This is a genomic window from Klenkia terrae (genome assembly GCF_900491935.1).
GTDB lineage: Bacteria > Actinomycetota > Actinomycetes > Mycobacteriales > Geodermatophilaceae > Klenkia > Klenkia terrae.
The window spans coordinates 952,633-972,964 of the sequence record NZ_UEXK01000004.1 but is presented as its reverse complement, the minus strand read 5'-3'; the positions used below and the strand labels follow the sequence as shown (position 1 = coordinate 972,964).

Sequence of the window (20,332 nt, the reverse complement as noted above, 5' to 3'; positions counted from 1 at the left end):
CCATCGTGCCGTGACGGTCGCGTGTCCGGCTAGTCAATCGTTGATGTCACCTCTTGTCGGATTGTTCAACAACTCTCTAGGTTGAGGCGCAGCTCACCCCCCGTCCTGCCGAGGAGACCCGCGATGACCCAGCCCGACGACGCGCCCGCCACCGGCGCGGCACCACCGGCCGGGGGCGGGCGGTTGGCCACGAGCACCCGGTCCACCCTGCTCGGCGCCATGTTCCTGATGGCCACCTCGGCCATCGGCCCGGGCTTCATCACCCAGACCACGACCTTCACCGTCCAGCTGGGCGCGGCCTTCGCCTTCGCGATCGTCATCTCGATCCTGGTGGACATCGCGCTGCAGCTGAACGTGTGGCGGGTCATCGGCGTCAGCGGACGTCGGGCGCAGGAGCTGGGCAACCTGGTCCTGCCCGGCCTGGGCTGGGTGATGGCGGGGTTCCTGCTGGTCGGCGGCCTGGTGTTCAACATCGGCAACGTCAGCGGCGCCGGCCTCGGGCTGGACGCCATGCTCGGCCTGGACCCGAAGATCGGCGGCGCGCTGTCCGCGCTGGTCGCGATCGGCATTTTCCTGTCCAAGAAGGCCGGGGTGGCCGTCGACCGGATCGTCGTCGTCCTCGGGCTGGTCATGATCGCGCTGACCACCTACATCGCGATCACCTCAGGACCGCCGGTCGGGCAGGCGCTGCGGAACGTGGTGCTGCCGGAGGACGTGTCGATCCTGGCGATCACCACGCTGGTGGGCGGCACGATCGGCGGCTACATCGTCTACGCCGGGGCGCACCGGCTGCTGGACTCCGGCGTCACCGGGCCCGAGCACGTCCGCGACATCACCCGGGGCTCGGTCACCGGCATCCTGATCACCGCGGTCATGCGGATCGTGCTCTTCCTGGCCATCCTGGGCGTCGTCACCGGAGGCGCGGCGCTCGACCCGGAGAACCAAGCGGCGTCGGCGTTCGGCCAGGCAGCCGGCGAGGTGGGCATGCGGGTGTTCGGCGTCGTGCTCTGGGCCGCGGCGATCACCAGCGTCATCGGCGCCAGCTACACCTCGGTGTCCTTCGTGACCTCGCGGACCGGGACGTCGGACCGCACCCGGACGCTGCTCGTCGTCGGGTTCATCGCGGTCACCTCCGGCGCGTTCCTGCTGATCGGGGCCGCACCGACCACGCTGCTGGTCTTCGCCGGGGCGTTCAACGGGCTGCTGCTGCCGATCGGGATCGCCGTCCTGCTGTGGGTGGCGACCCGGCGCACCGACCTGCTCGGCGGCTACCGGTACCCGCGCTGGCTGCTGGGCATCGGCTGGGTGGCCTGGCTGCTGACCCTGTACCTCGCGGTCAACTCCGTCCGCCCCGTCATCGACCTGTTCTCATGAGTGCCGTGGACCCTGCGACCGTGGACCTCAACTCCGACCTCGGCGAGGGCTTCGGCTCCTGGACCCTCGGCGACGACGACGCCCTGCTGGAGATCGTCACCAGCGCCAACGTGGCCTGCGGCTTCCACGCCTCCGACGCGAAGATCATGCGGCGCGTCTGCGAGCGGGCCGTCGAGCACGACGTCGCGATCGGTGCGCAGGTCGGCTACCGCGACCTGCCCGGGTTCGGCCGCCGGTTCATCGACGTCGACCCGCACGAGCTGACCCAGGACGTGATCTACCAGCTCGGCGCGCTCGACGCGTTCGCCCGGGTGGCCGGCTCGCGGGTCCGCTACCTCAAGCCGCACGGCGCGCTCTACAACGCGATCGTCACCCACGAGGAGCAGGCCGCCGCCGTGGTCGCCGCCGTCGTCGACGTCGACCGCACCCTGCCGGTGCTGGGGCTGCCCGGCTCGGCCTGGCTGCGGCTGGCCGAGGAGGCCGGGCTGACCACGGTCGCCGAGGCCTTCGCCGACCGGGCCTACACCCCCGAGGGGGCGCTGGTGTCGCGGCGGCTGCCGGGCGCGGTGCTGCACGACGTCGAGGAGATCGCCGCGCGCTGCGTCGCGATGGCGACCGGGCAGCCCGTCCGGGACGTCGACGGCGGCGAGCTGGTGCTTCAGCCGGGCTCGATCTGCGTGCACGGGGACACCCCCGGCGCGGTGCAGATCGCCCGCCGGGTGCGCGAGGCACTCACCGGTGCGGGGCTGTCGCTGGCCCCGTTCAGCTGATGCGGGTGCTGCCCAGCGGGGACGCCGCCGTCCTCGCCGAGCTCGACGACCTGGATCAGGTGCTCGCGCTGCACGCGGCGCTCGGGCAGCCCCCGGACGGCGTGCTGGACGTCGTCCCGGCCGGGCGCACCGTGCTGGTGGCGCTGGACCCGACCCGGACGTCGGTCGACGCGGTCACCCGGTGGGTCCGGGACGCCCGACCGGTGCCCGGGGCGCGGCCGGAGGCCGAGGAGCTGGAGGTGCCGGTGGTCTACGACGGCGCGGATCTCGCCGACGTGGCGGAGGTGCTGGGCTGCTCGCCGGCCGAGGTGGTCGCCCGGCACACCGGCACGGTCTGGACGGTGGCGTTCTGCGGGTTCGCGCCCGGGTTCGGCTACGCCACGGCGGCGGACGGCGACTGGGCGATCCCGCGGCGGGCGAGCCCCCGCACCCGGGTGCCGGCCGGGTCGGTCGCGCTGGCCGGGGAGTTCAGCAGCGTCTACCCGCGGGAGTCCCCGGGCGGGTGGCAGCTGCTGGGCCGCACCGACCTGGCGATGTTCGACGTCGACCGCGAGCCCGCGGCCCTGCTGCGGCCGGGCGTGCGGGTCCGCTTCCGGGACGTGTCCTGACGTGCTGACGGTGCTCTCCGCGGGGCCGCTGACCACCGTGCAGGACCTCGGCCGACCGGGGCGGGCGGCCGAGGGCATCGGCCGGTCCGGTGCCTGCGACCGGACGTCGGCGGCGCTGGCCAACCGGCTGCTGGGCAACGACGTCGGTGCGGCGGTGCTGGAGGTGACCGCCGGCGGGCTCGCGGTGCGGGCCGAGACCGGGGTGTGGGTGGCGCTGACCGGCGCCCGGTGCGCGGGGACGCCGTACGGGGCGCCGACCTGGTTGCCGGCGGGTTCGACGCTCCGGCTGGGGCCGCCGACGACGGGGTTGCGCAGCTACCTGGCGGTGCGCGGCGGGATCGCCGTCGAGCCGGTGCTGGGGTCGCGGTCGACCGACCTGCTGTCCGGGCTGGGTCCGGCGCCGCTGGCGGTCGGCGACGTGCTGCCGGTCGGCACGGCGGGGAACTGGCCCGGGGTCGACCTCGCCCCGGTCGCCCAGCCGGTCCCGGAGGAGCTGGTGGTCGCCGTCCGGCCCGGGCCGCGGGCGGACTGGTTCGCCGACGCCGTGCACCGGACCCTCACGGCCACTGCCTGGGAGGTCACCGGCGACAGCAACCGGGTCGGGCTGCGGCTGGCCGGGCCGGCGCTGGAGCGCCGGCGCGACGGCGAGCTGGCCAGCGAGGGCATGGTGCGGGGGGCGCTGCAGGTGCCGCCGTCCGGGCAGCCGGTGCTGTTCCTGGCCGACCACCCGGTCACCGGCGGCTACCCGGTCATCGGCTACGTCGCCGACGCCGACGTCGACCGCTGCGCCCAGCTCGCCCCCGGCCAGACCCTGCGCCTGCGTCCCTGACCCCGAGAACGGGGTTCCCGCCCTCATCCAGAGCTGGATGAGGGCGGAAACCCCGTTCTGCAGTTCAGGCGGTCAGACGGCCGGGGGGACGGCGGAGGCGGTGACCAGGTCGGCCCGCTCCCACACCCGGTGCTGGCCCATGGCGGCGACCAGGTCGGCCACCACGTCGTCGACGCCCTTGCCGGTGAACACACCGGGTCCGGACACGCCGGCCGTGGTCAGCACCTCGGCGCCGTCGCCCCAGGCCGCGAACGGCTTGAGCTGCCGCAGCGCCTCCTGGAGCAGGACGGTGGCCTTGATGTCGCCGTCCTTCGGTGCTCCGTCGGCCACGACGACGGCGTCGAACTCGATCGACCGGGCGGTCACGTTGGTCCGCTCGACCACCTGCTGGTTCTTGCCCGTGCCGAGCTTCCCGCCGCGCGGGGCCAGCACCTTGAGCTGCACGCCCTCGGCGTCCAGCGCCTCGCGGAGCGCGGCGATCCCGGCCAGGTCGGAGTCCGGCCCGGCGACGACGGCGACGAGCCGGCCGTCCAGCGGGAACGACTCGCCCGTCACCTGGGCCAGTGCCGGGGACGGCGGCAGGTGCTCGGCCACCTTCCCCTTCGGCGCCGGCAGGCCGAGGCCCTCGGCGACGAGGGTGGCCAGCTCGGTGTCGATGTTGGCGAGGACGCCGAGCACGCGCTCCTTGATCGCCTGCTCGTACACCTTGCCGAGCTCGAAGGTGTAGGCCTCGATCGTGTGCGTCTTCTCCACGTCCGAGAGCGACGCGTAGAACATCGCCGGCTGGCTGAAGTGGTCCTCGAAGGACGCGGCCACCTCGCGCACGACCTGGCCCTGGACCTCCCGCGGCACGACGACGTAGCCGCCCTCCTCCCAGTCGGCGGGCTGCGGGCTCTCGCCGTCCACGGTGTTGGGGCTGTAGGGCGCCTCCCCGGTGGGGATCCCCTGCTGCATGAAGCCGTCGCGGTGGTTGTCGTTCACCGGCACCTGCGGCCGGTTGATCGGCAGCTGGGTCCAGTTGGGGCCGCCCAGGCGGGTCAGCTGGGTGTCCTGGTAGGAGAAGTTGCGGCCCTGCAGCAGCGGGTCGTTGGTGAACTCGATGCCCGGGACGACGTGGCCGGTGTTGTAGGCGACCTGCTCGGTCTCGGCGAAGTAGTTCGTCGGGTTGCCGGTCAGCCGCAGCGTCCCGATGGTCTGCACCGGGACCATCTCCTCGGGCACGATCTTCGTGGAGTCGAGCAGGTCGATGCCCTCGTAGGTCTGCTCCTCGTTGTCCGGGAACACCTGGACGCCGAGCTCCCACTCAGGGAACGCGCCGGCCTCGATGGCGTCGGCGAGGTCGCGGCGGTGGAAGTCCGGGTCGGTGCCCATCGCCAGCTGCGCCTCCTCCCAGGTCAGGGAGTGCACACCCAGCTTCGGGGTCCACTTGAACTGCACCAGCACGGTCTCGCGGTCCTGGTTGACCAGCCGGAAGGAGTGGACGCCGAAGCCCTCCATCATCCGGTAGCTGCGGGGGATGCCCCGGTCGCTCATGTTCCACAACGTGTGGTGGGTGGCCTCGGTGTGCAGGGACACGAAGTCCCAGAACGAGTCGTGCGCCGACTGCGCCTGCGGGATCTCCCGGTTCGGGGAGGGCTTCGCGGCGTGGATCAGGTCGGGGAACTTGATGGCCTCCTGGATGAAGAAGACCGGCATGTTGTTGCCGACCAGGTCCCAGGTGCCCTCCTTCGTGTAGAACTTCGTCGCGAACCCGCGGGTGTCCCGGGCGGTGTCGGCCGAGCCGCGCGAGCCCAGCACGGTGGAGAACCGCACGAAGACCGGCGTCTCCAGACCCTTCTCCGCGAGCACGGGCGCCCGGGTGATGCTGGCCGCCGAACCGTTGGCGGTGAACACGCCGTGCGCGCCGGCGCCGCGGGCGTGCACGGCCCGCTCCGGGATCCGCTCGTGGTCGAAGTGGCTGATCTTCTCCCGCAGGTGGAAGTCCTCGAGCAGGGTCGGCCCGCGCCGGCCGGCCTTGAGCGCGTGGTCGGTGTCCGGGATGCGCACGCCGTTGGGCGAGGTGAGGTGGTCACCGCCCTGGGCCCGCGGGTCGCGGTCGACCTCGGCGGCCTCGAAGGGGACACCCGAGGCGCTGACCTGGGCGGGGGCGGACTGGTCGGCCTTGCGGACCGGAGGCATGGTTCTCCCTGGAGAAGGGGGACAGGGGGGACGACGACGCCGTTCTCTGGACGCGCAGCCTCCCGGACCTCCCCGGCCCAGGGGGGGTCCGAAACGGTTCAGCGCCCGGCGCGCACCCGGTCGGCCAGGACGTCCGCCAGGTCGTCCTCGCCGCGCGCCCGAGCGGCCAGCAGGCCCCAGCCCAGGTCGCTGGTCCACCGACCGCGGCGCAACCACTCCGCCGTCCCGGGTGCCGGGCGGAGCTCGGCGCGGGCCGCCGTCGCCACCTCGTTGAGCGTGTCCAGGGCCGCGTGCAGCGCCTGCTCGTCGCCCGTCCCGGCCACCAGCTCGGCGGTGCGGCGGCCGGCCAGCGCGACGACGCCGGGCAACCGCCGGCTGGCCGCGCGGGGGAGCAGCAGCAGGCCGGCCGCCAGCGCCAGCGCGATGCCGACCAGCGTCTCCGCCAGCCGGGTGGTGATCAGCTCGGTGCCGGTCCGGTCGGGCACGCCGACGTGCACCAGCAGCAGCGACAGCGGGGTGATGAAGGAGACGGCGAGGGTGTACTGGTGGGCGACCAGCAGCTCGACGCCCATCAGCAGCACGCCGACCACGGCCACCTCGACCCCCACCGGCAGGTCGGCGGCCAGCAGCAGCGCGGCGACGCCCACGCCGACGAGGGTGCCGGTGATCCGGTGCACCGACCGGGCGCGGGTGGCCCGGGCGTCGGTGCCCAGCAGGATGGCCACCGCGGTCGTCGAGGCCCAGTACGTGCTGGCCAGGCCCAGCCCGGCCGCCAGCAGCCCGGCCGCGGTGACCCCGACGGTGATCCGGGTCGAGGTGGCCACCCAGGCCGGGAAGGCGCGGGACGCGGGCGCCGGACCGGGGTCACCCGGCGGCGCCGGGACGTCGGCCACCGGCAGCTCCTGCAGGAACCGCGCCTCCAGCTCCCGCACCCGGGGGCGCAGGGAGGCCCGCCGGCGGCTGCCCCCCGCGACGGCCGCGTCGGCGGCGCGGAGGGCCCGGGCCACCACGGCCGGCCGGACGGCGGCCGCGCCCGCGACGGCGGCCTCCGCGGCGGCGACGGCCCGGCGCTCGGGACCGGCCGGGTCCCACAGCCACGGCCGCACCACGACCACCCAGGCCAGCAGCGCCCCGGCCGCCGCGGCGGCCACGTGCCCGGCCAGCACGGTCGGCGCCGCACCCAGCGCGCTGGCGCTGCCCCCGACGAGGACGACGCCCAGCGCGCCCGGCGGCCCGATCCGCAGCACCGCGGTGCCCGCCGCGGCGGCGCCGGCCAGCAGGCCCAGCACCACCGACAGCAGCCACGGCGTCCCGCCGGTCAGCCCGCCGAGCGCGACGGCCAGCACCAGGACCGCACCGCAGCCGGCGACGACCCGGGCCCGGCGGCGGTAGGAGAGCTGGTGGCCGTAGATCGCGGTGAGCCCGCCCAGCGCAGCGGCCGAGCCCAGGTCGGCGTGCCCGGTGGCGACGCCCAGGCCCAGCGGCACGGCCACCGAGAACGCGGCCGACACCGCCTTGCGCCCGCCGGCGGCCCACAGCGCCGCCGCCGTCGGGGGACGCCGGCCCACCAGGTGCGGCAGCGCGCGGCGGACGACGGGGGGCACCGGACCATCCTCGGGGTCGACCCGCGGGCACCCGGCGCCGGCGACCCCGTCCAGCGGAAGCCCGCGACCGGGCTCACGTCGTCCGACGAGCCGCGCAGCGGAGCCCCCCGCCGCACAGGCTCGGGGGCTACGTTCCCGCCCGTGCACGCCACCGACTGGGACGCCCGGTACGCCGACAAGCAGCAGTGGTCGGCGACGCCGAACCCCGTCGTGGCGCAGCTGTGCGGCGACCTGCCGCCGGGCCACGCCGTCGACCTGGCCGCGGGGGAGGGCCGGCACGCGCTGTGGCTGGCCGCCCGGGGCTGGCGGGTCACCGCCGTGGACTTCTCCGCCGTCGGCCTGGACCTCGGCCGCTCGACGCCCTACGGCCACGACGTCGAGTGGGCCGTCGCCGACGTGGCGGGGTGGCGGGCCGCCGAGGCGTCGCTGGACCTCGTCCTGGTGGCCTACCTGCACCTGCTCGAGGCCGAGACCGCCGCGCTGCTGACCCGTGCGGTGGGCTGGCTGCGGCCCGGCGGGCACCTGCTCGTGCTGGGCCACGACGTGGACAACGTGGCGCACGGCGGGGGCGGCCCGCAGGACCCGGCGATCCTGCACTCGGTCCACCGGCTGGCCCCGGTGGCCGCGCTGCTGGACGTCGACCGGTGCGAGCAGGTGCGCCGGGAGACCCCCGGCGGCACCGCGCTGGACACGCTCCTGTGGGGGACGCGACCCGTCTCGAGGTGAAGTCCACCAGGTCGGTGTGCTTTCCTGGCCGGGTGCCGACCCAGGAGCTGACCCGACGCCGCGTCGTGGACTTCTGCCGCGTCTCCAGCACCGCGTGCACGACCGCCCGTCCGCGCTGAGCTCCCGCTCCCGCACCGGCCCACGCACGTCTCCCCCCACCTCCGTGAGGACACCCCTGCCATGAGCGCACCCACCACCCCCGACGACGAGCTCCAGGCCTCGAAGTTCGCCTACTGGGTCCCCAACGTCAGCGGCGGCCTGGTCACCTCGACCATCGAGCAGCGCACCGACTGGGGCTACGACTACAACAAGAAGCTCGCCCAGACCGCCGAGGCGGTCGGGTTCGAGTACGCGCTGAGCCAGGTCCGCTACATGGCCAGCTACAGCGCCGCGTTCCAGCACGAGTCGGTGTCCTTCTCCCTGGCGCTGCTGCTGGCCACCGAGCGGCTCAAGGTCATCGCCGCCGTGCACCCCGGCATGTGGCAGCCCGGTGTGCTGGCCAAGCTGGGTGCGACCGCCGACCACCTGAGCAACGGCCGGTTCGCCGTCAACGTCGTCTCCGGCTGGTTCAAGGGCGAGTTCACCGCCATGGGCGAGCCGTGGCTCGAGCACGACGAGCGCTACCGCCGCAGCGAGGAGTTCATCAGCGCGCTGAAGGGCATCTGGACCGAGGACGGCTACACCCTCGGTGGCGACTTCTACCGCTTCCGCGACTTCGACCTGCAGCCCAAGCCGCTGTCCTCGCCGGGCCGCCCGCACCCCGAGGTCTTCCAGGGCGGCAACTCCACCGCGGCCCGGCAGATGGCCGGCCGGGTCTCGGACTGGTACTTCTCCAACGGCAAGGACCTGGCCGGCATCGACGAGCAGATCCGCGACGTCCGCGCCGTGGCCGACCCGCTGGGCCGCCGGGTCCGGTTCGGCCTGAACGGCTTCGTCATCGCCCGGGACACCGAGGCCGAGGCGCACGACACCCTCCGCGAGATCGTCGCGAAGGCCGACCGGCCCGCCGTCGAGGGGTTCCGGGACGCCGTCGCCCAGGCCGGCAGCTCGACCGGGGACAAGAAGGGCATGTGGGCGGACTCCTCGTTCGAGGACCTGGTCCAGTACAACGACGGCTTCAAGACCAACCTGATCGGGACGCCGGAGCAGATCGCCGAGCGGATCGTCGAGTTCCGCCGGCACGGCGTGGACCTGTTCCTCACCGGCTTCCTGCACTTCCAGGAGGAGATCGAGTACTTCGGCGCCAAGGTGCTGCCGCTGGTGCGCGAGATGGAGCAGGCCGCCGGCTTCGCGCCGACCGAGTTCCAGCCCGCCGCCTCGGTCTGACCCCGGTACGGTCCCGCCCATGATGGTCGAAGGACCTCGTCCTCCTCAGCACGAGCAAGCTCGCGCCGAGCCTCTGGACGAGGCCGGACTGTGATGGACCGGGACAAGCAACGCGTGGTGGCGGGGATCGTCGTCCTGGCGATGGTGCTCGCCGCCGGCGCGGTGGTGTTCTCGATCCTGCTGGGCTGACCCGGCCCGGTCGTCCGGGACACTGGTCGGCGTGGGATACGTCGACGTCACCGGGATCCGGTTCACCCTGCCCGACGGGCGGGTCCTGCTGGACGACGTCTCCTTCCGCGTCGGCGACGGCGCGGTCGCCGCGCTGGTGGGGGAGAACGGCGCCGGCAAGACCACCCTGCTGCGGATCATCACCGGCGACCTGACCCCCGACGCCGGGTCGGTCGCCCTGGTCGGCGGGCTGGGCGTGATGCGCCAGTTCATCGGCTCCGTCCGCGACGCCACCAGCGTGCAGCAGTTCCTGGTGGACCTGGCACCGCCCGCCGTCCGCGACGCCTGGCACGCCGTCGAGGCCGCCGAGCTGGCGATGATGGAGGCCGACGACGAGCCCACCCAGATGGCCTACGCCAACGCGCTCGCGCACTGGGGCGACGTCGGCGGCTACGACGTCGAGGTCACCTGGGACACCGTGACCGTCGCCGCGCTCGCCGTCCCCTACGAGCAGTGCAAGTACCGCGAGCTGCAGACCCTGTCGGGCGGTGAGCAGAAGCGGCTGGCGCTGGAGTGCCTGCTCCGCGGACCCGACCAGGTGCTGCTGCTCGACGAGCCGGACAACTACCTCGACGTCCCCGGCAAGCGCTGGCTGGAGGCCCGGCTGGCCGAGACCCGCAAGACCGTGCTGTTCGTCAGCCACGACCGCGAGCTGCTGGACACCGTCGCCACCCGGGTGGTCACCGTGGAGGGCGGGACGGCGTGGGTGCACGGCGGGAACTGGCAGACCTACCCGGCCGCCCGCGAGGCCCGGCACGAGCGGATGGCCGAGCTGCGGCTGCGCTGGGAGGAGGAGCACCAGCGGCTGGTCGACCTCACCCGCACGATGCAGCAGCAGGCGGCGAACTCCCCGGACATGGCCAACCGGTACCACGCGATGCAGACCCGGCTGGCCAAGTTCGAGGCCGCCGGCCCGCCGCCGGAGCGCCCGCCGCAGCAGGAGGTGGCGATGCGCCTGAAGGGTGGCCGCACCGGCATCCGGGTGCTGGTGGCCGCCGACCTGGAGCTGACCGGGCTGATGAAGCCCTTCGACGTCGAGCTGGACTACGGCGACCGGGTCGCGGTGCTGGGCTCCAACGGCGCCGGCAAGTCGCACTTCCTGCGGCTGCTGGCCGGTCAGGACGTCGACCACACCGGCACGTGGAAGCTCGGCGCCCGCGTCGTCCCCGGGTTCTTCGCCCAGACCCACGCGCACCCGGAGTGGATGGAGCGCACGCTCACCGACCTGCTCTGGCACGGCGAGGCCGGCCGACCCGGGATCGACCGGGGGCGGGCGATGGCCGTGCTGCGCCGGTACGGGCTGGCCCCGGCCGGGGACTCGCTGTTCCGGTCGCTGTCGGGTGGTCAGCAGGCCCGGTTCCAGGTGCTGCTGCTGGAGCTGTCCGGCGCGACCCTGCTGCTGCTCGACGAGCCCACCGACAACCTGGACGTGCTCAGCGCGGAGTCCCTGGAGCAGGCGCTGGCCGCCTTCGACGGCACCGTCGTCGCGGTCACCCACGACCGCTGGTTCGCCCGCTCCTTCGACCGGTTCCTGGTCTTCGGCTCCGACGGCCGGGTCCGCGAGACCCCGGAGCCGGTCTTCGACGAGGCGCGGGTGCAACGCGCCCGGTGACCGGCGTGCTTGACCCGCCGGACGCCGCCGGGCAGCGTCCACCCGCATGAGGTGGCGGAACTGGGCGGGCAACCAGCGGGCCGACGGCATCGACGTCCGGCGGCCGCGCACCACCGGTGAGATCGCCACCGTGCTGCACGAGGCCTCGGTCGCCGGTCGCCGGGTGCGGCCGATCGGCAGCGGGCACTCGTTCTCCGGCATCGGCCGGCCCGAGCAGGTGCAGCTGGTGCTGGACCGGCACGCCGACCTCGTCGACCTGACCGCCGACGGCCTGGTGACCGTGCAGGCCGGGATGCCGCTGCACCGGCTCAACGCGGTGCTCGCCCGGGAGGGCTGGGCGCTGACCAACCTCGGCGACATCGACCGGCAGACCGTGGCGGGGGCGCTGTCCACCGGCACCCACGGCACCGGCGCACGGTTCGGCGGGCTGGCCACCCAGGTGCGCGCCCTGCAGCTGGTGACCGCCGACGGCGCGGTCCTGGACTGCTCGGCCACCGTCGAGCCCGAGGTGTTCGCCGCGGCCCGGGTCGGCCTGGGGGCGCTCGGGGTGCTGGCGACGGTCACGCTGCAGGCCGAGCCGGCCTTCGCGCTGCAGATGGACGAGCGGCCGATGCCGCTGGCGGAGGTCCTGGAGGACCTGGACGGGTTCATGACCTCGACCGACCACGTCGAGTTCCACTGGTTCCCGCACACCGACATGTGCCTGGCCAAGCGCAACACCCGGGTGCCGGTCTCGGCCGGTCTCGCGCCGCTGCCCCGCCGGCAGGTGCTGTGGGAGGACGAGGTGCTGGCCAACGGCGCCTACTCCGCGCTGATCGCCGCCGGTCGCGCCGTCCCCGCGCTGGTCCCGCCGCTGGCCCGGTTCGCCTCCACCGCCCTGAGCCCCCGGACGGCGACCGACCTGTCCCACCGGGTCTTCGTCTCCACCCGCCGGTTCCGGTTCCGGGAGATGGAGCAGGCCGTGCCGCGCGAGTCGGTGGCCGACCTGCTCCGGGAGCTGGCCCGGCTGACCGCGGCGCGCGGCTGGCGGCTGCCGATCCCGACCGAGGTCCGCTACGCCGCTGCCGACGACGTCCCGCTGTCCACCGCGTCGGGCCGGGACACCGCCTACGTGGCGGTCCACGTGCCGGCCCGCAGCGACCCGACCGACTACTTCGGCACCTTCGCCGCGCTGGCCGGGGAGGTCGGCGGTCGCCCGCACTGGGGCAAGGAGCACGATCTGGACGCCGCGGTGCTGGCGCAGCGCTACCCCCGGTTCGACGAGTTCGTCGCCGTCCGGGACCGCCTGGACCCCGCCGGCGTGCTCGGCAACGCCTACCTGGACCGCGTGCTGGGAGCCGCTGCCCGGGTCTCCTGACGGGCCCGCCGGTGGGCGGCCATCCGGACCGGGCTGTTGACCGCGCCGTACCCGTCGTAGCCAGCCAGCCGCTGCACCACCTCGAAGAACACCCGGCCGCCCAGCACCTCGGTGTAGAGGTGCAGGAAGGCGCCGTCGGCGTCGGCGTCGTAGAGCAGGCCGTGCTCGCGCAGGTCGGCCAGCAGGGCCGGGTCGAGGTCCAGGCGGGCGTCGAGGTCGTCGTGGTAGTTCGCCGGCACCGCCAGCAGCGGCGCCCCGGCCGCGCGCAGCGCGCGGGCCGTGCCCACGGCGTCGTCGGTGGCGAAGGCGACGTGCTGGGGGTCGGGCACCCCCGGCGCCCAGCCGCCGCCGCGGCGCAGCAGCGACACGGACAGCGCCAGCCGGACGCCGCGGTCGGGGGTGGTGACCCCGCGGGATCGGACCAGGCCGAACGGCGCGGCGACCTCGGACCCGCTGCCGGCGTCCAGGCCGAGGACGGAGTCGTAGAACAGCCCGGCCTCGTCGTAGGCGTCGAAGGGCTGGGTGAGCCCCACGTGGTCGGTCCGGGTCAGCCCGGCGCCGGCGGAGGTCTCCCCGGTGGGCAGGAAGTCCGCCGGCCACCCGTCGGGCCCGGTCCGCGCGAAGAACACCTGGGTGCCGTCCGGGGCGGCCACCGCGGACAGCTCGGCCTCGGCGTTCCCCCGTGTTCGCGGCAGCACCGGCGCCAGCAGCGCCTCGGCCCGGGCGGCCGAGCCCGTCGGGTCCACCGACTCCACGGCCAGCGCGACCACCGCGGCCTCGCCGTCGGCGGGGCGGGCGGCACCGGCGTTCAGCAGCACCCGCGCGCTGCCCTGCTCCCACAGCTGCACCGGCTTGGACCGGTGCTGCCCGGTGTGGGCGAACCCCAGCCGGCCCAGCACGTCGGCCACCACCGGCCCGGAGGAACCGTCGACGGCGAGCTCGGTGAACGCGTGCCCGGTCAGGGCCGGGGCGGGGGGCAGCACCAGCGGGTCGACCGGCAGCGCGGCCTCCAGGGCCAGCAGCGACCGCATCGCGTCCACCGCCGTCCGGGCCGGGTCGGACTGCCGGAAGACGTCGTTGAAGACCTCCAGCGACAGCGGCCCGGCGTACCCGGCGGCCAGCACGGAGCCGAGGAAGGCGGGCAGGTCGAAGGCGCCCTGGCCGGGGAAGAGCCGGTGGTGCCGCGACCACTGCAGGACGTCCATCGACAGCTGCGGGGCGTCGGCCAGCTGCAGGAAGAACAGCTTGTCCCCGGGGACGGCGGTGAAGCCGGCCGGGTCGCCGCCGCGCGAGAGCACGTGGAAGGAGTCCAGGCACAGTCCCAGCGCCGGGTGGTCGGCGGCGCGGACGAGGTCCCAGCTGTGGTCCCAGGTGGACACGTGGGTGCCCCAGGCCAGCGCCTCGTAGGCGATCCGGAGCCCGCGCTCGCCGGCCAGCTCGGCGGCCGCGTGCAGCTGGGCGGCCAGCTCGTCGTCGTCGGTGACCGCGTCGGGCGCCACGGCCGAGCAGACCAGCACGGTGTCCACGCCGAGGGCGGCCATGACGTCGAACTTCGCCCGCGCCCGGCGCCGGTTGCGGGCGACGGTGGCCGGGTCGGTGGAGTCCAGGTCGCGGAAGGGCTGGTACAGGTCGATCGCCAGCCCCAGGTCGGCGCAGCGGGCGGCCAGCTCGGCCGGTGACCACGGCGAGGCCACCAGGTCGGGCTCGAACACCTCGATGCCGTCGAACCCGGCGCCGGCCGCGGCGACCAGCTTGTCCTCCAGCGTCCCGGACAGGCAGACGGTGGCCACCGCCCGCCGCCGGGTCGACCGGTCAGCCAACGGGGGAGCCCGCGGGGTCCACCAGCGCGGCGAAGTGCGCCAGCATCCGGTCGGCGTCGGGCTCGAGCCCGGTGAACAGGCGGAAGGAGTCCACGGCCTGGAAGACCGCCATGCCGCCGCCGTCGAGCACCCGGCAGCCCCGCTCGCGCGCGGTGGTGACCAGCTCGGTGGCCAGCGGGCGGTAGACGATGTCGGCCACCCACAGGTCGGGCCGCAGCAGGTCCGCCGGCACCGGCGAACCGGGGTGGGCGGCCATGCCGGTCGGGGTGGCGTGCACCAGGCCGTCGGCCGCGGCCACCGCCGTCCCGAGGCCGGTCAGGTCCCCGCCCCCGGCGCGGCCGGCGCCGAAGCGGCCGGTCAGCGCGCGGGCCAGCTCGGTGGCCCGGGCGGCGTCGACGTCCAGCACGGTCAGCCGGTCGGTGCCCAGCGTGAGCAGGGCGTGCGCGACCGCGGCCCCCGCGCCGCCGGCCCCCAGCAGGACGACCCGGTCCATCGCCGCGTCGGGCAGGCCGCGGTCGACGTTGCGGGCGAAGCCGGACCAGTCGGTGTTGTGGCCGACGGCCCGGCCGTCGGCGAGCACCACCGTGTTCACCGCGCCCAGGGCGGCGGCGTCGGGGGAGAGCTCGTCGAGGTGCTCGAGGACCAGCTGCTTGCACGGGTGGGTCACGTTCAGCCCGTCGTAGCCCGCCAGCTGCGCGGCCCGGACCAGCTCGCCGACCTCCTCGGGGGCCTTGCCCAGGACGTCGAGGTCCAGCCGGCGGTAGACGTACCGCAGGCCGAGCGCGTCGGCCTCGGCCTCGTGCAGCTGCGGGGACAGCGAGGGCCCGATGCCCGAGCCGATCAGCCCGACGACGGTGCCGGGACGGGCTGGGCTCACGGGCGACCTCCGTATGTACCAACTGGTGAGTTGCTGCACCCCAGGACACCACACCGTGACGCCGGGCACCACCCCTCCCGGGGGATCGGCCCGCGGCGCCTGCACACCCGGCCCTAGGCTCGGGACGCCGCCACCCGGGCGGACCAGCGAGGAGGACGGCGTGTCAGCCCAGCCGACCGGCACCCCGCCCGAGCGCACCCGGGACGCCGAGCGGACCCGGGCCGAGATCCTGACCGTCGCCACCGAGGAGTTCGCGCACTCGGGGTACGCCGGCGCCCGGGTCGACGTCATCGCGGCCAAGACCAGCACCACCAAGCGGATGATCTACTACTACTTCGGCGGCAAGGAGCAGCTCTACGTCGCCGCCCTCGAGGCCGCCTACACCCGGATCCGCGGGCTGGAGCAGCAGCTCGACGTCGAGCACCTCGACCCGGTCGAGGCGATCCGCGAGCTCGCCGGCCTCACGTTCGACCACCACGAGGCGCACCCGGACTTCATCCGCCTGGTCAGCATCGAGAACATCCACCACGGCGAGCACATCGCCGGCTCCGCGGTGCTGTCGAACCTGGCGAACCCGGCCCTCGACGTGCTCGGGGCGATCCTGGACCGCGGCCGGGCCGACGGCGTCTTCCGGGCCGACGCCGACGCCCTGGACGTCCACCAGGTGATCAGCAGCTTCTGCATCTTCCGGACGGCGAACCAGCACACCTTCGGCGCGCTCTTCGGCCGCGACATGCTCGCCCCCGGGCTGCGGGACCGCCAGCGCGCGCTGCTCGGCGACCTGGTGCTCGGGTATCTGTGCTCATCGTGATCCTGCGGATCACACCGCGGCCAAGGGCCGTGCCCGGCCGGCGCTGAGCCGTTGGTGGTCCCTCCTCGGGGAGGGGCGCTCGTGCCTCGCGACCCTCCCGTCGTCGGGACGCCGGCTGCCGGCCGTCCCCGGCCGACGTCGCCGTCCTGCCCGGGGTGGTCGCGACCCGCTGGACCCCGTGTCCCCTTGACAGGGTGATCGGGGCCACCTCATCCTCTGGTTCGTACTAACCAGTTGGTACATAAGCCCGATCCAGGCACCGACGCCATAGATCCAGGAGCCCTGCGCATGACTGCGACCCCGAGCCCCCCGGCCGCCCCGCCCGTGAAGCGGACACCCGTGAAGGCCGCGCTCAGCGGCTGGCTGGGCAGTGCGCTGGAGTACTACGACTTCTTCATCTACGCCCAGGCCGCCGCGCTGGTCTTCCCGACGGTGTTCTTCCCGGCCGACGACCCGCAGGTCGCCGTCGTCGCCTCGCTGGCCACCTTCGGGGTCGGCTACGTGGCCCGGCCGATCGGCGCCTTCGTCCTCGGCCACTGGGGTGACACCCACGGGCGCAAGAACATGCTCGTGCTCTGCATGCTGATGATGGGCATCTCGACCTTCCTGGTCGCCGTGCTGCCCACCTACGGCCAGGTCGGCGTGCTCGCCCCGGCGCTGCTGGTGCTCATGCGGCTGATCCAGGGCTTCGCCGTGGGCGGCGAGATCGCCGGTGCCAGCACGATGACGATGGAGCACGCGCCGTTCGGCAAGCGCGGCTTCTACACCAGCTTCACCCTGCAGGGCGTCCAGGGCGGGCAGCTGCTGGCGGCGGCGATCTTCCTGCCGCTGGCCGCCGTCCTGCCCGAGGACGACTTCCAGAGCTGGGGCTGGCGCATCCCGTTCCTGCTCAGCTCCGTGGTGATCGTGGTGGGCCTGGTCGTGCGTCGGAAGGTCGAGGAGACCCCGGCGTTCCAGGAGAAGGCCGCCACCGGCGAGGTGCCGAAGGCCCCCATCGTGCAGGTGGTCCAGGAGAACGGTCTGGACATGCTGCGGGTGGTCGTCATGGCCCTGATGAACGCGGTGCCGTTGACCGCCACCGTCTTCGGGGCCACCTACGCGACCAGCGAGGCCTACGGCGTGGGCTTCTCGACCGCGACCTACCTCTGGATCTCGGTGGTCGGCAACCTGGTCGCCATGGTGCTCATCCCGTTCGTCGGGAACCTCTCGGACCGGATCGGCCGGCGCCCCTGCATCATCGTCGGCTCGCTCGGCTCGACCGCCATGGCCTACGCCTACCTGTACGCGATCAGCATCGACAACGTGTTGCTGGCGTTCGTGTTCGCCCTGGTCATGTGGGGGTCGGTCTACCAGGGCTACAACGCGGTGTTCCCGAGCTTCTACCAGGAGCTCTTCCCGACCCGGACCCGCGTGACCGGCTTCGCGGTGAGCCAGAACATCGGCACGATGATCACCGCGTTCCTGCCGTCGTTGTTCGCGGCGATCGCCCCGCCCGGGTCCAACGTGCCCCTGATCGTCGGCAGCATCGTGTTCGGGATCGGCATCGCGGTCGCCGTCGCCGCGTGGTCGGCGCGGGAGACCCACCGGGTGGCCCTGGACGACCTGGGCAGGTCCGACGCCGTCCCGCTGGACAAGGCCGAGTTCGAGCGCCTGCGCAACCAGCGGGAGTCCGTCGCCGAGACGGTCTGAGAACCGTCCCGCCCCCCGGTGCGGGCCGGGGGGCGGGACGTGGTGTCAGGGGCCGCCGATGGCGTCCAGCTCGGCCAGCTCGGCCGGGCCGAGCACCCGCGCGGCGGACTCCAGGTTGGACTCCAGGTGGGCCACCGACGAGGTGCCCGGGATGAGCAGGATGTTGGGCGAGCGGGCCAGCAGCCAGGCCAGTGCGACCTCCATCGGCGTGGTCTCCAGCGTCCGGGCCACCGACTCCAGCGCCTTGCTCTGCAGCGGGGAGAACCCGCCCAGCGGGAAGAACGGCACGTAGGCCACGCCCTCACGGGCCAGCGCGTCGATCATCGCGTCGTCGTCCCGGTGCACCAGGTTGTAGTGGTTCTGCACGCAGACGACCGGGGCGATCGACTGCGCCTCGGCCAGCATCGAGGTGCTCACGTTGCTGATCCCGATGTGCCGGACCAGGCCCTCGGACTGCAGCGCGGCCATGGTCTCCATCGGCTCGACGACCGAGCGCTCCACGGGCTCCGCGAAGCCGGGCATCCGCAGGTTCACCACGTCCAGGGCGTCGAGCCCGAGGTGGTCGAGGTTGTCGTGCACCGCCTGCCGCAGCTCGTCGGCGCCCAGCGCCTCGGGCCACTCGCCCTCCGGCGTCCGGCGCGCGCCGATCTTGGTCACCAGGGTCAGCTGCTCCGGGTAGGGGTGCAGCGCCTCGCGGATGATCTCGTTGGTCACGTGCGGGCCGTAGTAGTCGCTGGTGTCGATGTGGTCCACACCGAGCTCGACCGCCCGGCGGAGCACCGCCACGGCGGCCTCCCGGTCGGCCGGCGGACCCATCACGTGCGGTCCGGCCAGCTGCATGGCGCCGTAGCCCATGCGCTGCACGGTGCGGTCGCCGAGGGCGAACTGCCCGGCGCGGTCTGCCGTCGTCGTCATGGCTCCGGTGTACCCCGCGGGGCGGGTCAGCGCACGGTGGCGGTGACCCGCTCCCAGGTGTCGACGTCGGCGACGACCGGGTCCGGCGTCCGGGCGTCGACGTGCTCGGTGCGCAGCGCGACCAGGCAGACCGCCGTCCCGGCCAGCGCGAGCGCCGCGCCGACCCAGATCGGGGCGGTGTAGCCCAGCCCGGCCGACAGCACCCCGGCGCCCAGGGCCGCGCCCAGGGCGTTGGCCACGTTGAACGCGCCCTGGTTGGCGGCGGACACCAGCGAGCCCCCGCGCACCCGGGCCGCCTCGATCACCTTGTTCTGCACGACCGGGCCGGCCGCGAACGCCACGGTGCCGAACAGCACCAGCAGGACGACGGCGGCCGCCGGGGTCCGGGCGGTCAGCGCGAACCCGACCAGCAGGACGGCGCTGACCAGCAGCCCGACCACGACGAACCGCAGGCCGTACCGGTCGCCCAGCCGGCCGCCGGCCAGGGTGCCGATCGTCGTGCCGATGCCGAACAGCGCCAGGACCGGGGTCACCCAGCCCTCGGTGAGCCCGCCGAGCTCGGTGAGGATGGGGGAGACGTAGGAGTAGACGGCGAACAGCGCGGCGAAGCCGATCATGGTCACGCCCAGCACCATCCAGACCTGCCGGCGGCCGAAGGCCCGCAGCTCGCTGCGCAGGTCGGTCCGCTCCCCGCTGACCGCCGGCATCCAGGCCGCCAGCCCGGCGATGGTGACCAGACCGATCACCGCGCACGCCGCCAGCACCAGCCGCCAGCTGGTCTGCTGGGCCACGAACGTGCCCAGCGGGACGCCGATGACGTTGGCCAGGGTCAGCCCGACCATCATCAGCGAGATGGCCTGGGTGGCCTTGTCCCGCGGCACGAGCCGGCGCGCGGCGACCGCGCCGACGCCGAAGAAGGAGCCGTGCGCGAGCGCGGTGAGGACCCGGGCGCCGACCAGCGTGCCGTAGGTCGGGGCGAGCGCCGAGAGGGCGTTGCCGACGACGAAGACGACCATCAGCCCGATCAGGGTCTGCTTGGGCGTGAACCGCACGCCCAGCGCCGTGAGCGTCGGCGCACCGAGGACGACACCGACCGCGTAGGCGCTGATCAGCAGCCCGACGGCGGAGACGGACACCCCGAGACCGTCCGCGATCTCGGGCAGCATGCCCATGACGACGAACTCGGTGGTGCCGATGCCGAAGGCACCGATGGACAGGGCGAGCAGGGCGCGGGGCACAACAGTCCTCTGCGACGGAGACGAGGGGCTTCCCCCAGCCAAGGCCATCGGACCCCCGGAGCCATCCTGGCCCGGCCATGAGACCGGTCACGTCCAGGAGCGATCAGATCGAAACGGTTCCGTTCCTGACGGAAGCGCACAGACACCCGCGAGCACAGCTACCCGACGGTGCGTGCCGTCGAGTTCACCGTGCGTAGGGCTGCCCACCGGTGCGGCGTCACCCGGGGCGCTGTGCATTCGACACGTCACGCAGGGTCGTCAGTTGGCAGGTCTGGTGGTGACGTATCCCACGAAATGGCCCGAATGTGACCTGGAGCCTGGTCACGGCCAGGTCACGGCATGTTTACATGGGCCCCGCCCACCCCCCGTA

16 protein-coding genes are annotated in these 20,332 nt (G+C 74.0%); 10 read left to right on the top strand and 6 right to left on the bottom strand.

Annotated features, from left to right (window positions below; genetic code table 11):
• The first annotated feature begins 123 nt into the window (after positions 1 to 123).
• The 4 genes from LFA75_RS04995 to LFA75_RS04980 are packed head-to-tail and all read left to right on the top strand — an operon-like array spanning position 124 to position 3,581.
• A complete protein-coding gene (locus tag LFA75_RS04995) occupies positions 124 to 1,374 on the top strand; it encodes an NRAMP family divalent metal transporter (RefSeq protein ID WP_225232586.1) in 1,251 nt (416 codons plus the stop codon).
• Positions 1,371 to 2,144, top strand: coding sequence for a LamB/YcsF family protein (locus LFA75_RS04990; protein WP_404820932.1), 774 nt, complete (start codon positions 1,371 to 1,373; stop codon positions 2,142 to 2,144). Before LFA75_RS04995 ends, LFA75_RS04990 begins: the two co-directional genes overlap by 4 nt.
• The gene (locus LFA75_RS04985; protein ID WP_225232584.1) at positions 2,144 to 2,752 is read left to right on the top strand and encodes a 5-oxoprolinase subunit B family protein; all 609 of its coding nucleotides are present in this window, start codon (positions 2,144 to 2,146) and stop codon (positions 2,750 to 2,752) included. Before LFA75_RS04990 ends, LFA75_RS04985 begins: the two co-directional genes overlap by 1 nt.
• A gap of 1 nt (position 2,753) precedes the next feature.
• On the top strand, positions 2,754 to 3,581 hold the full coding sequence (locus LFA75_RS04980; RefSeq protein WP_225232583.1) for a 5-oxoprolinase subunit C family protein: 828 nt from the start codon (positions 2,754 to 2,756) through the stop codon (positions 3,579 to 3,581).
• A gap of 72 nt (positions 3,582 to 3,653) precedes the next feature.
• Here the strand turns inward: LFA75_RS04980 and LFA75_RS04975 are convergent, their stop codons facing one another.
• A complete protein-coding gene (locus tag LFA75_RS04975; RefSeq protein WP_318249961.1) occupies positions 3,654 to 5,759 on the bottom strand; it encodes a catalase in 2,106 nt (701 codons plus the stop codon).
• Between the two features lie 98 nt (positions 5,760 to 5,857).
• Entirely contained in the window at positions 5,858 to 7,363 is a 1,506-nt protein-coding gene (locus LFA75_RS04970; protein ID WP_225232582.1) for an FUSC family protein, read from the bottom strand.
• Positions 7,364 to 7,504: 141 nt separating this feature from the next.
• Here LFA75_RS04970 and LFA75_RS04965 point away from each other — a divergent pair, with 141 nt between their 5' ends.
• The 4 genes from LFA75_RS04965 to LFA75_RS04950 all read left to right on the top strand — a co-directional run bounded on the left by LFA75_RS04965 (position 7,505) and on the right by LFA75_RS04950 (position 12,612).
• Complete coding sequence (locus LFA75_RS04965) at positions 7,505 to 8,089, top strand: class I SAM-dependent methyltransferase (RefSeq protein ID WP_225232581.1); 585 nt, start codon at positions 7,505 to 7,507, stop codon at positions 8,087 to 8,089.
• A gap of 180 nt (positions 8,090 to 8,269) precedes the next feature.
• Entirely contained in the window at positions 8,270 to 9,415 is a 1,146-nt protein-coding gene (gene sfnG / locus LFA75_RS04960; RefSeq protein ID WP_225232580.1) for a dimethylsulfone monooxygenase SfnG, read from the top strand.
• A gap of 220 nt (positions 9,416 to 9,635) precedes the next feature.
• Complete coding sequence (locus LFA75_RS04955) at positions 9,636 to 11,255, top strand: ABC-F family ATP-binding cassette domain-containing protein (protein WP_225232579.1); 1,620 nt, start codon at positions 9,636 to 9,638, stop codon at positions 11,253 to 11,255.
• Positions 11,256 to 11,301: 46 nt separating this feature from the next.
• The gene (locus LFA75_RS04950; protein ID WP_225232578.1) at positions 11,302 to 12,612 is read left to right on the top strand and encodes a D-arabinono-1,4-lactone oxidase; all 1,311 of its coding nucleotides are present in this window, start codon (positions 11,302 to 11,304) and stop codon (positions 12,610 to 12,612) included.
• Here LFA75_RS04950 and LFA75_RS04945 read toward each other — a convergent pair.
• Both LFA75_RS04945 and LFA75_RS04940 read right to left on the bottom strand, forming a co-directional pair.
• Positions 12,570 to 14,432 (bottom strand): bifunctional sugar phosphate isomerase/epimerase/4-hydroxyphenylpyruvate dioxygenase family protein, encoded by a 1,863-nt coding sequence (locus tag LFA75_RS04945; RefSeq protein ID WP_225232577.1) that lies wholly within the window; start codon positions 14,430 to 14,432, stop codon positions 12,570 to 12,572. The genes LFA75_RS04950 and LFA75_RS04945 overlap by 43 nt on opposite strands.
• Positions 14,425 to 15,309 carry a shikimate dehydrogenase gene (locus tag LFA75_RS04940; protein WP_225232576.1) on the bottom strand — a complete coding sequence of 295 codons (885 nt, stop codon included), beginning with the start codon at positions 15,307 to 15,309 and terminating at the stop codon, positions 14,425 to 14,427. The genes LFA75_RS04945 and LFA75_RS04940 overlap by 8 nt, the downstream gene beginning before the upstream one ends.
• Positions 15,310 to 15,469: 160 nt before the next feature.
• On the opposite strand from LFA75_RS04940, the gene LFA75_RS04935 reads away from it, so the two are divergent.
• Entirely contained in the window at positions 15,470 to 16,120 is a 651-nt protein-coding gene (locus LFA75_RS04935) for a TetR family transcriptional regulator (RefSeq protein WP_225232575.1), read from the top strand.
• A gap of 288 nt (positions 16,121 to 16,408) precedes the next feature.
• Positions 16,409 to 17,809 carry an MFS transporter gene (locus LFA75_RS04930; RefSeq protein ID WP_225232574.1) on the top strand — a complete coding sequence of 467 codons (1,401 nt, stop codon included), beginning with the start codon at positions 16,409 to 16,411 and terminating at the stop codon, positions 17,807 to 17,809.
• A 45-nt stretch (positions 17,810 to 17,854) separates the two neighbouring features.
• Here the strand turns inward: LFA75_RS04930 and LFA75_RS04925 are convergent, their stop codons facing one another.
• Together LFA75_RS04925 and LFA75_RS04920 are read right to left on the bottom strand one after the other, a co-directional pair.
• Positions 17,855 to 18,724: an oxidoreductase gene (locus tag LFA75_RS04925; RefSeq protein ID WP_225232573.1), complete on the bottom strand. Its 870-nt coding sequence runs from the start codon at positions 18,722 to 18,724 to the stop codon at positions 17,855 to 17,857.
• 26 nt (positions 18,725 to 18,750) lie between these two features.
• On the bottom strand, positions 18,751 to 19,962 hold the full coding sequence (locus LFA75_RS04920; RefSeq protein WP_225232572.1) for an MFS transporter: 1,212 nt from the start codon (positions 19,960 to 19,962) through the stop codon (positions 18,751 to 18,753).
• Positions 19,963 to 20,332 lie beyond the last annotated feature (370 nt).

Excerpts from the sequence above, each read along its gene's own strand:
- LFA75_RS04995 (WP_225232586.1), top strand. The coding sequence starts at position 124 with ATGACCCAGCCCGACGACGCGCCCGCCACCGGCGCGGCACCACCGGCC.
- LFA75_RS04990 (WP_404820932.1), top strand. The coding sequence starts at position 1,371 with ATGAGTGCCGTGGACCCTGCGACCGTGGACCTCAACTCCGACCTCGGC.
- LFA75_RS04985 (WP_225232584.1), top strand. The coding sequence starts at position 2,144 with ATGCGGGTGCTGCCCAGCGGGGACGCCGCCGTCCTCGCCGAGCTCGAC.
- LFA75_RS04975 (WP_318249961.1), bottom strand. The coding sequence starts at position 5,759 with ATGCCTCCGGTCCGCAAGGCCGACCAGTCCGCCCCCGCCCAGGTCAGC.
- sfnG (WP_225232580.1), top strand. The coding sequence starts at position 8,270 with ATGAGCGCACCCACCACCCCCGACGACGAGCTCCAGGCCTCGAAGTTC.
- LFA75_RS04950 (WP_225232578.1), top strand. The coding sequence starts at position 11,302 with ATGAGGTGGCGGAACTGGGCGGGCAACCAGCGGGCCGACGGCATCGAC.
- LFA75_RS04930 (WP_225232574.1), top strand. The coding sequence starts at position 16,409 with ATGACTGCGACCCCGAGCCCCCCGGCCGCCCCGCCCGTGAAGCGGACA.
- LFA75_RS04925 (WP_225232573.1), bottom strand. The coding sequence starts at position 18,724 with ATGACGACGACGGCAGACCGCGCCGGGCAGTTCGCCCTCGGCGACCGC.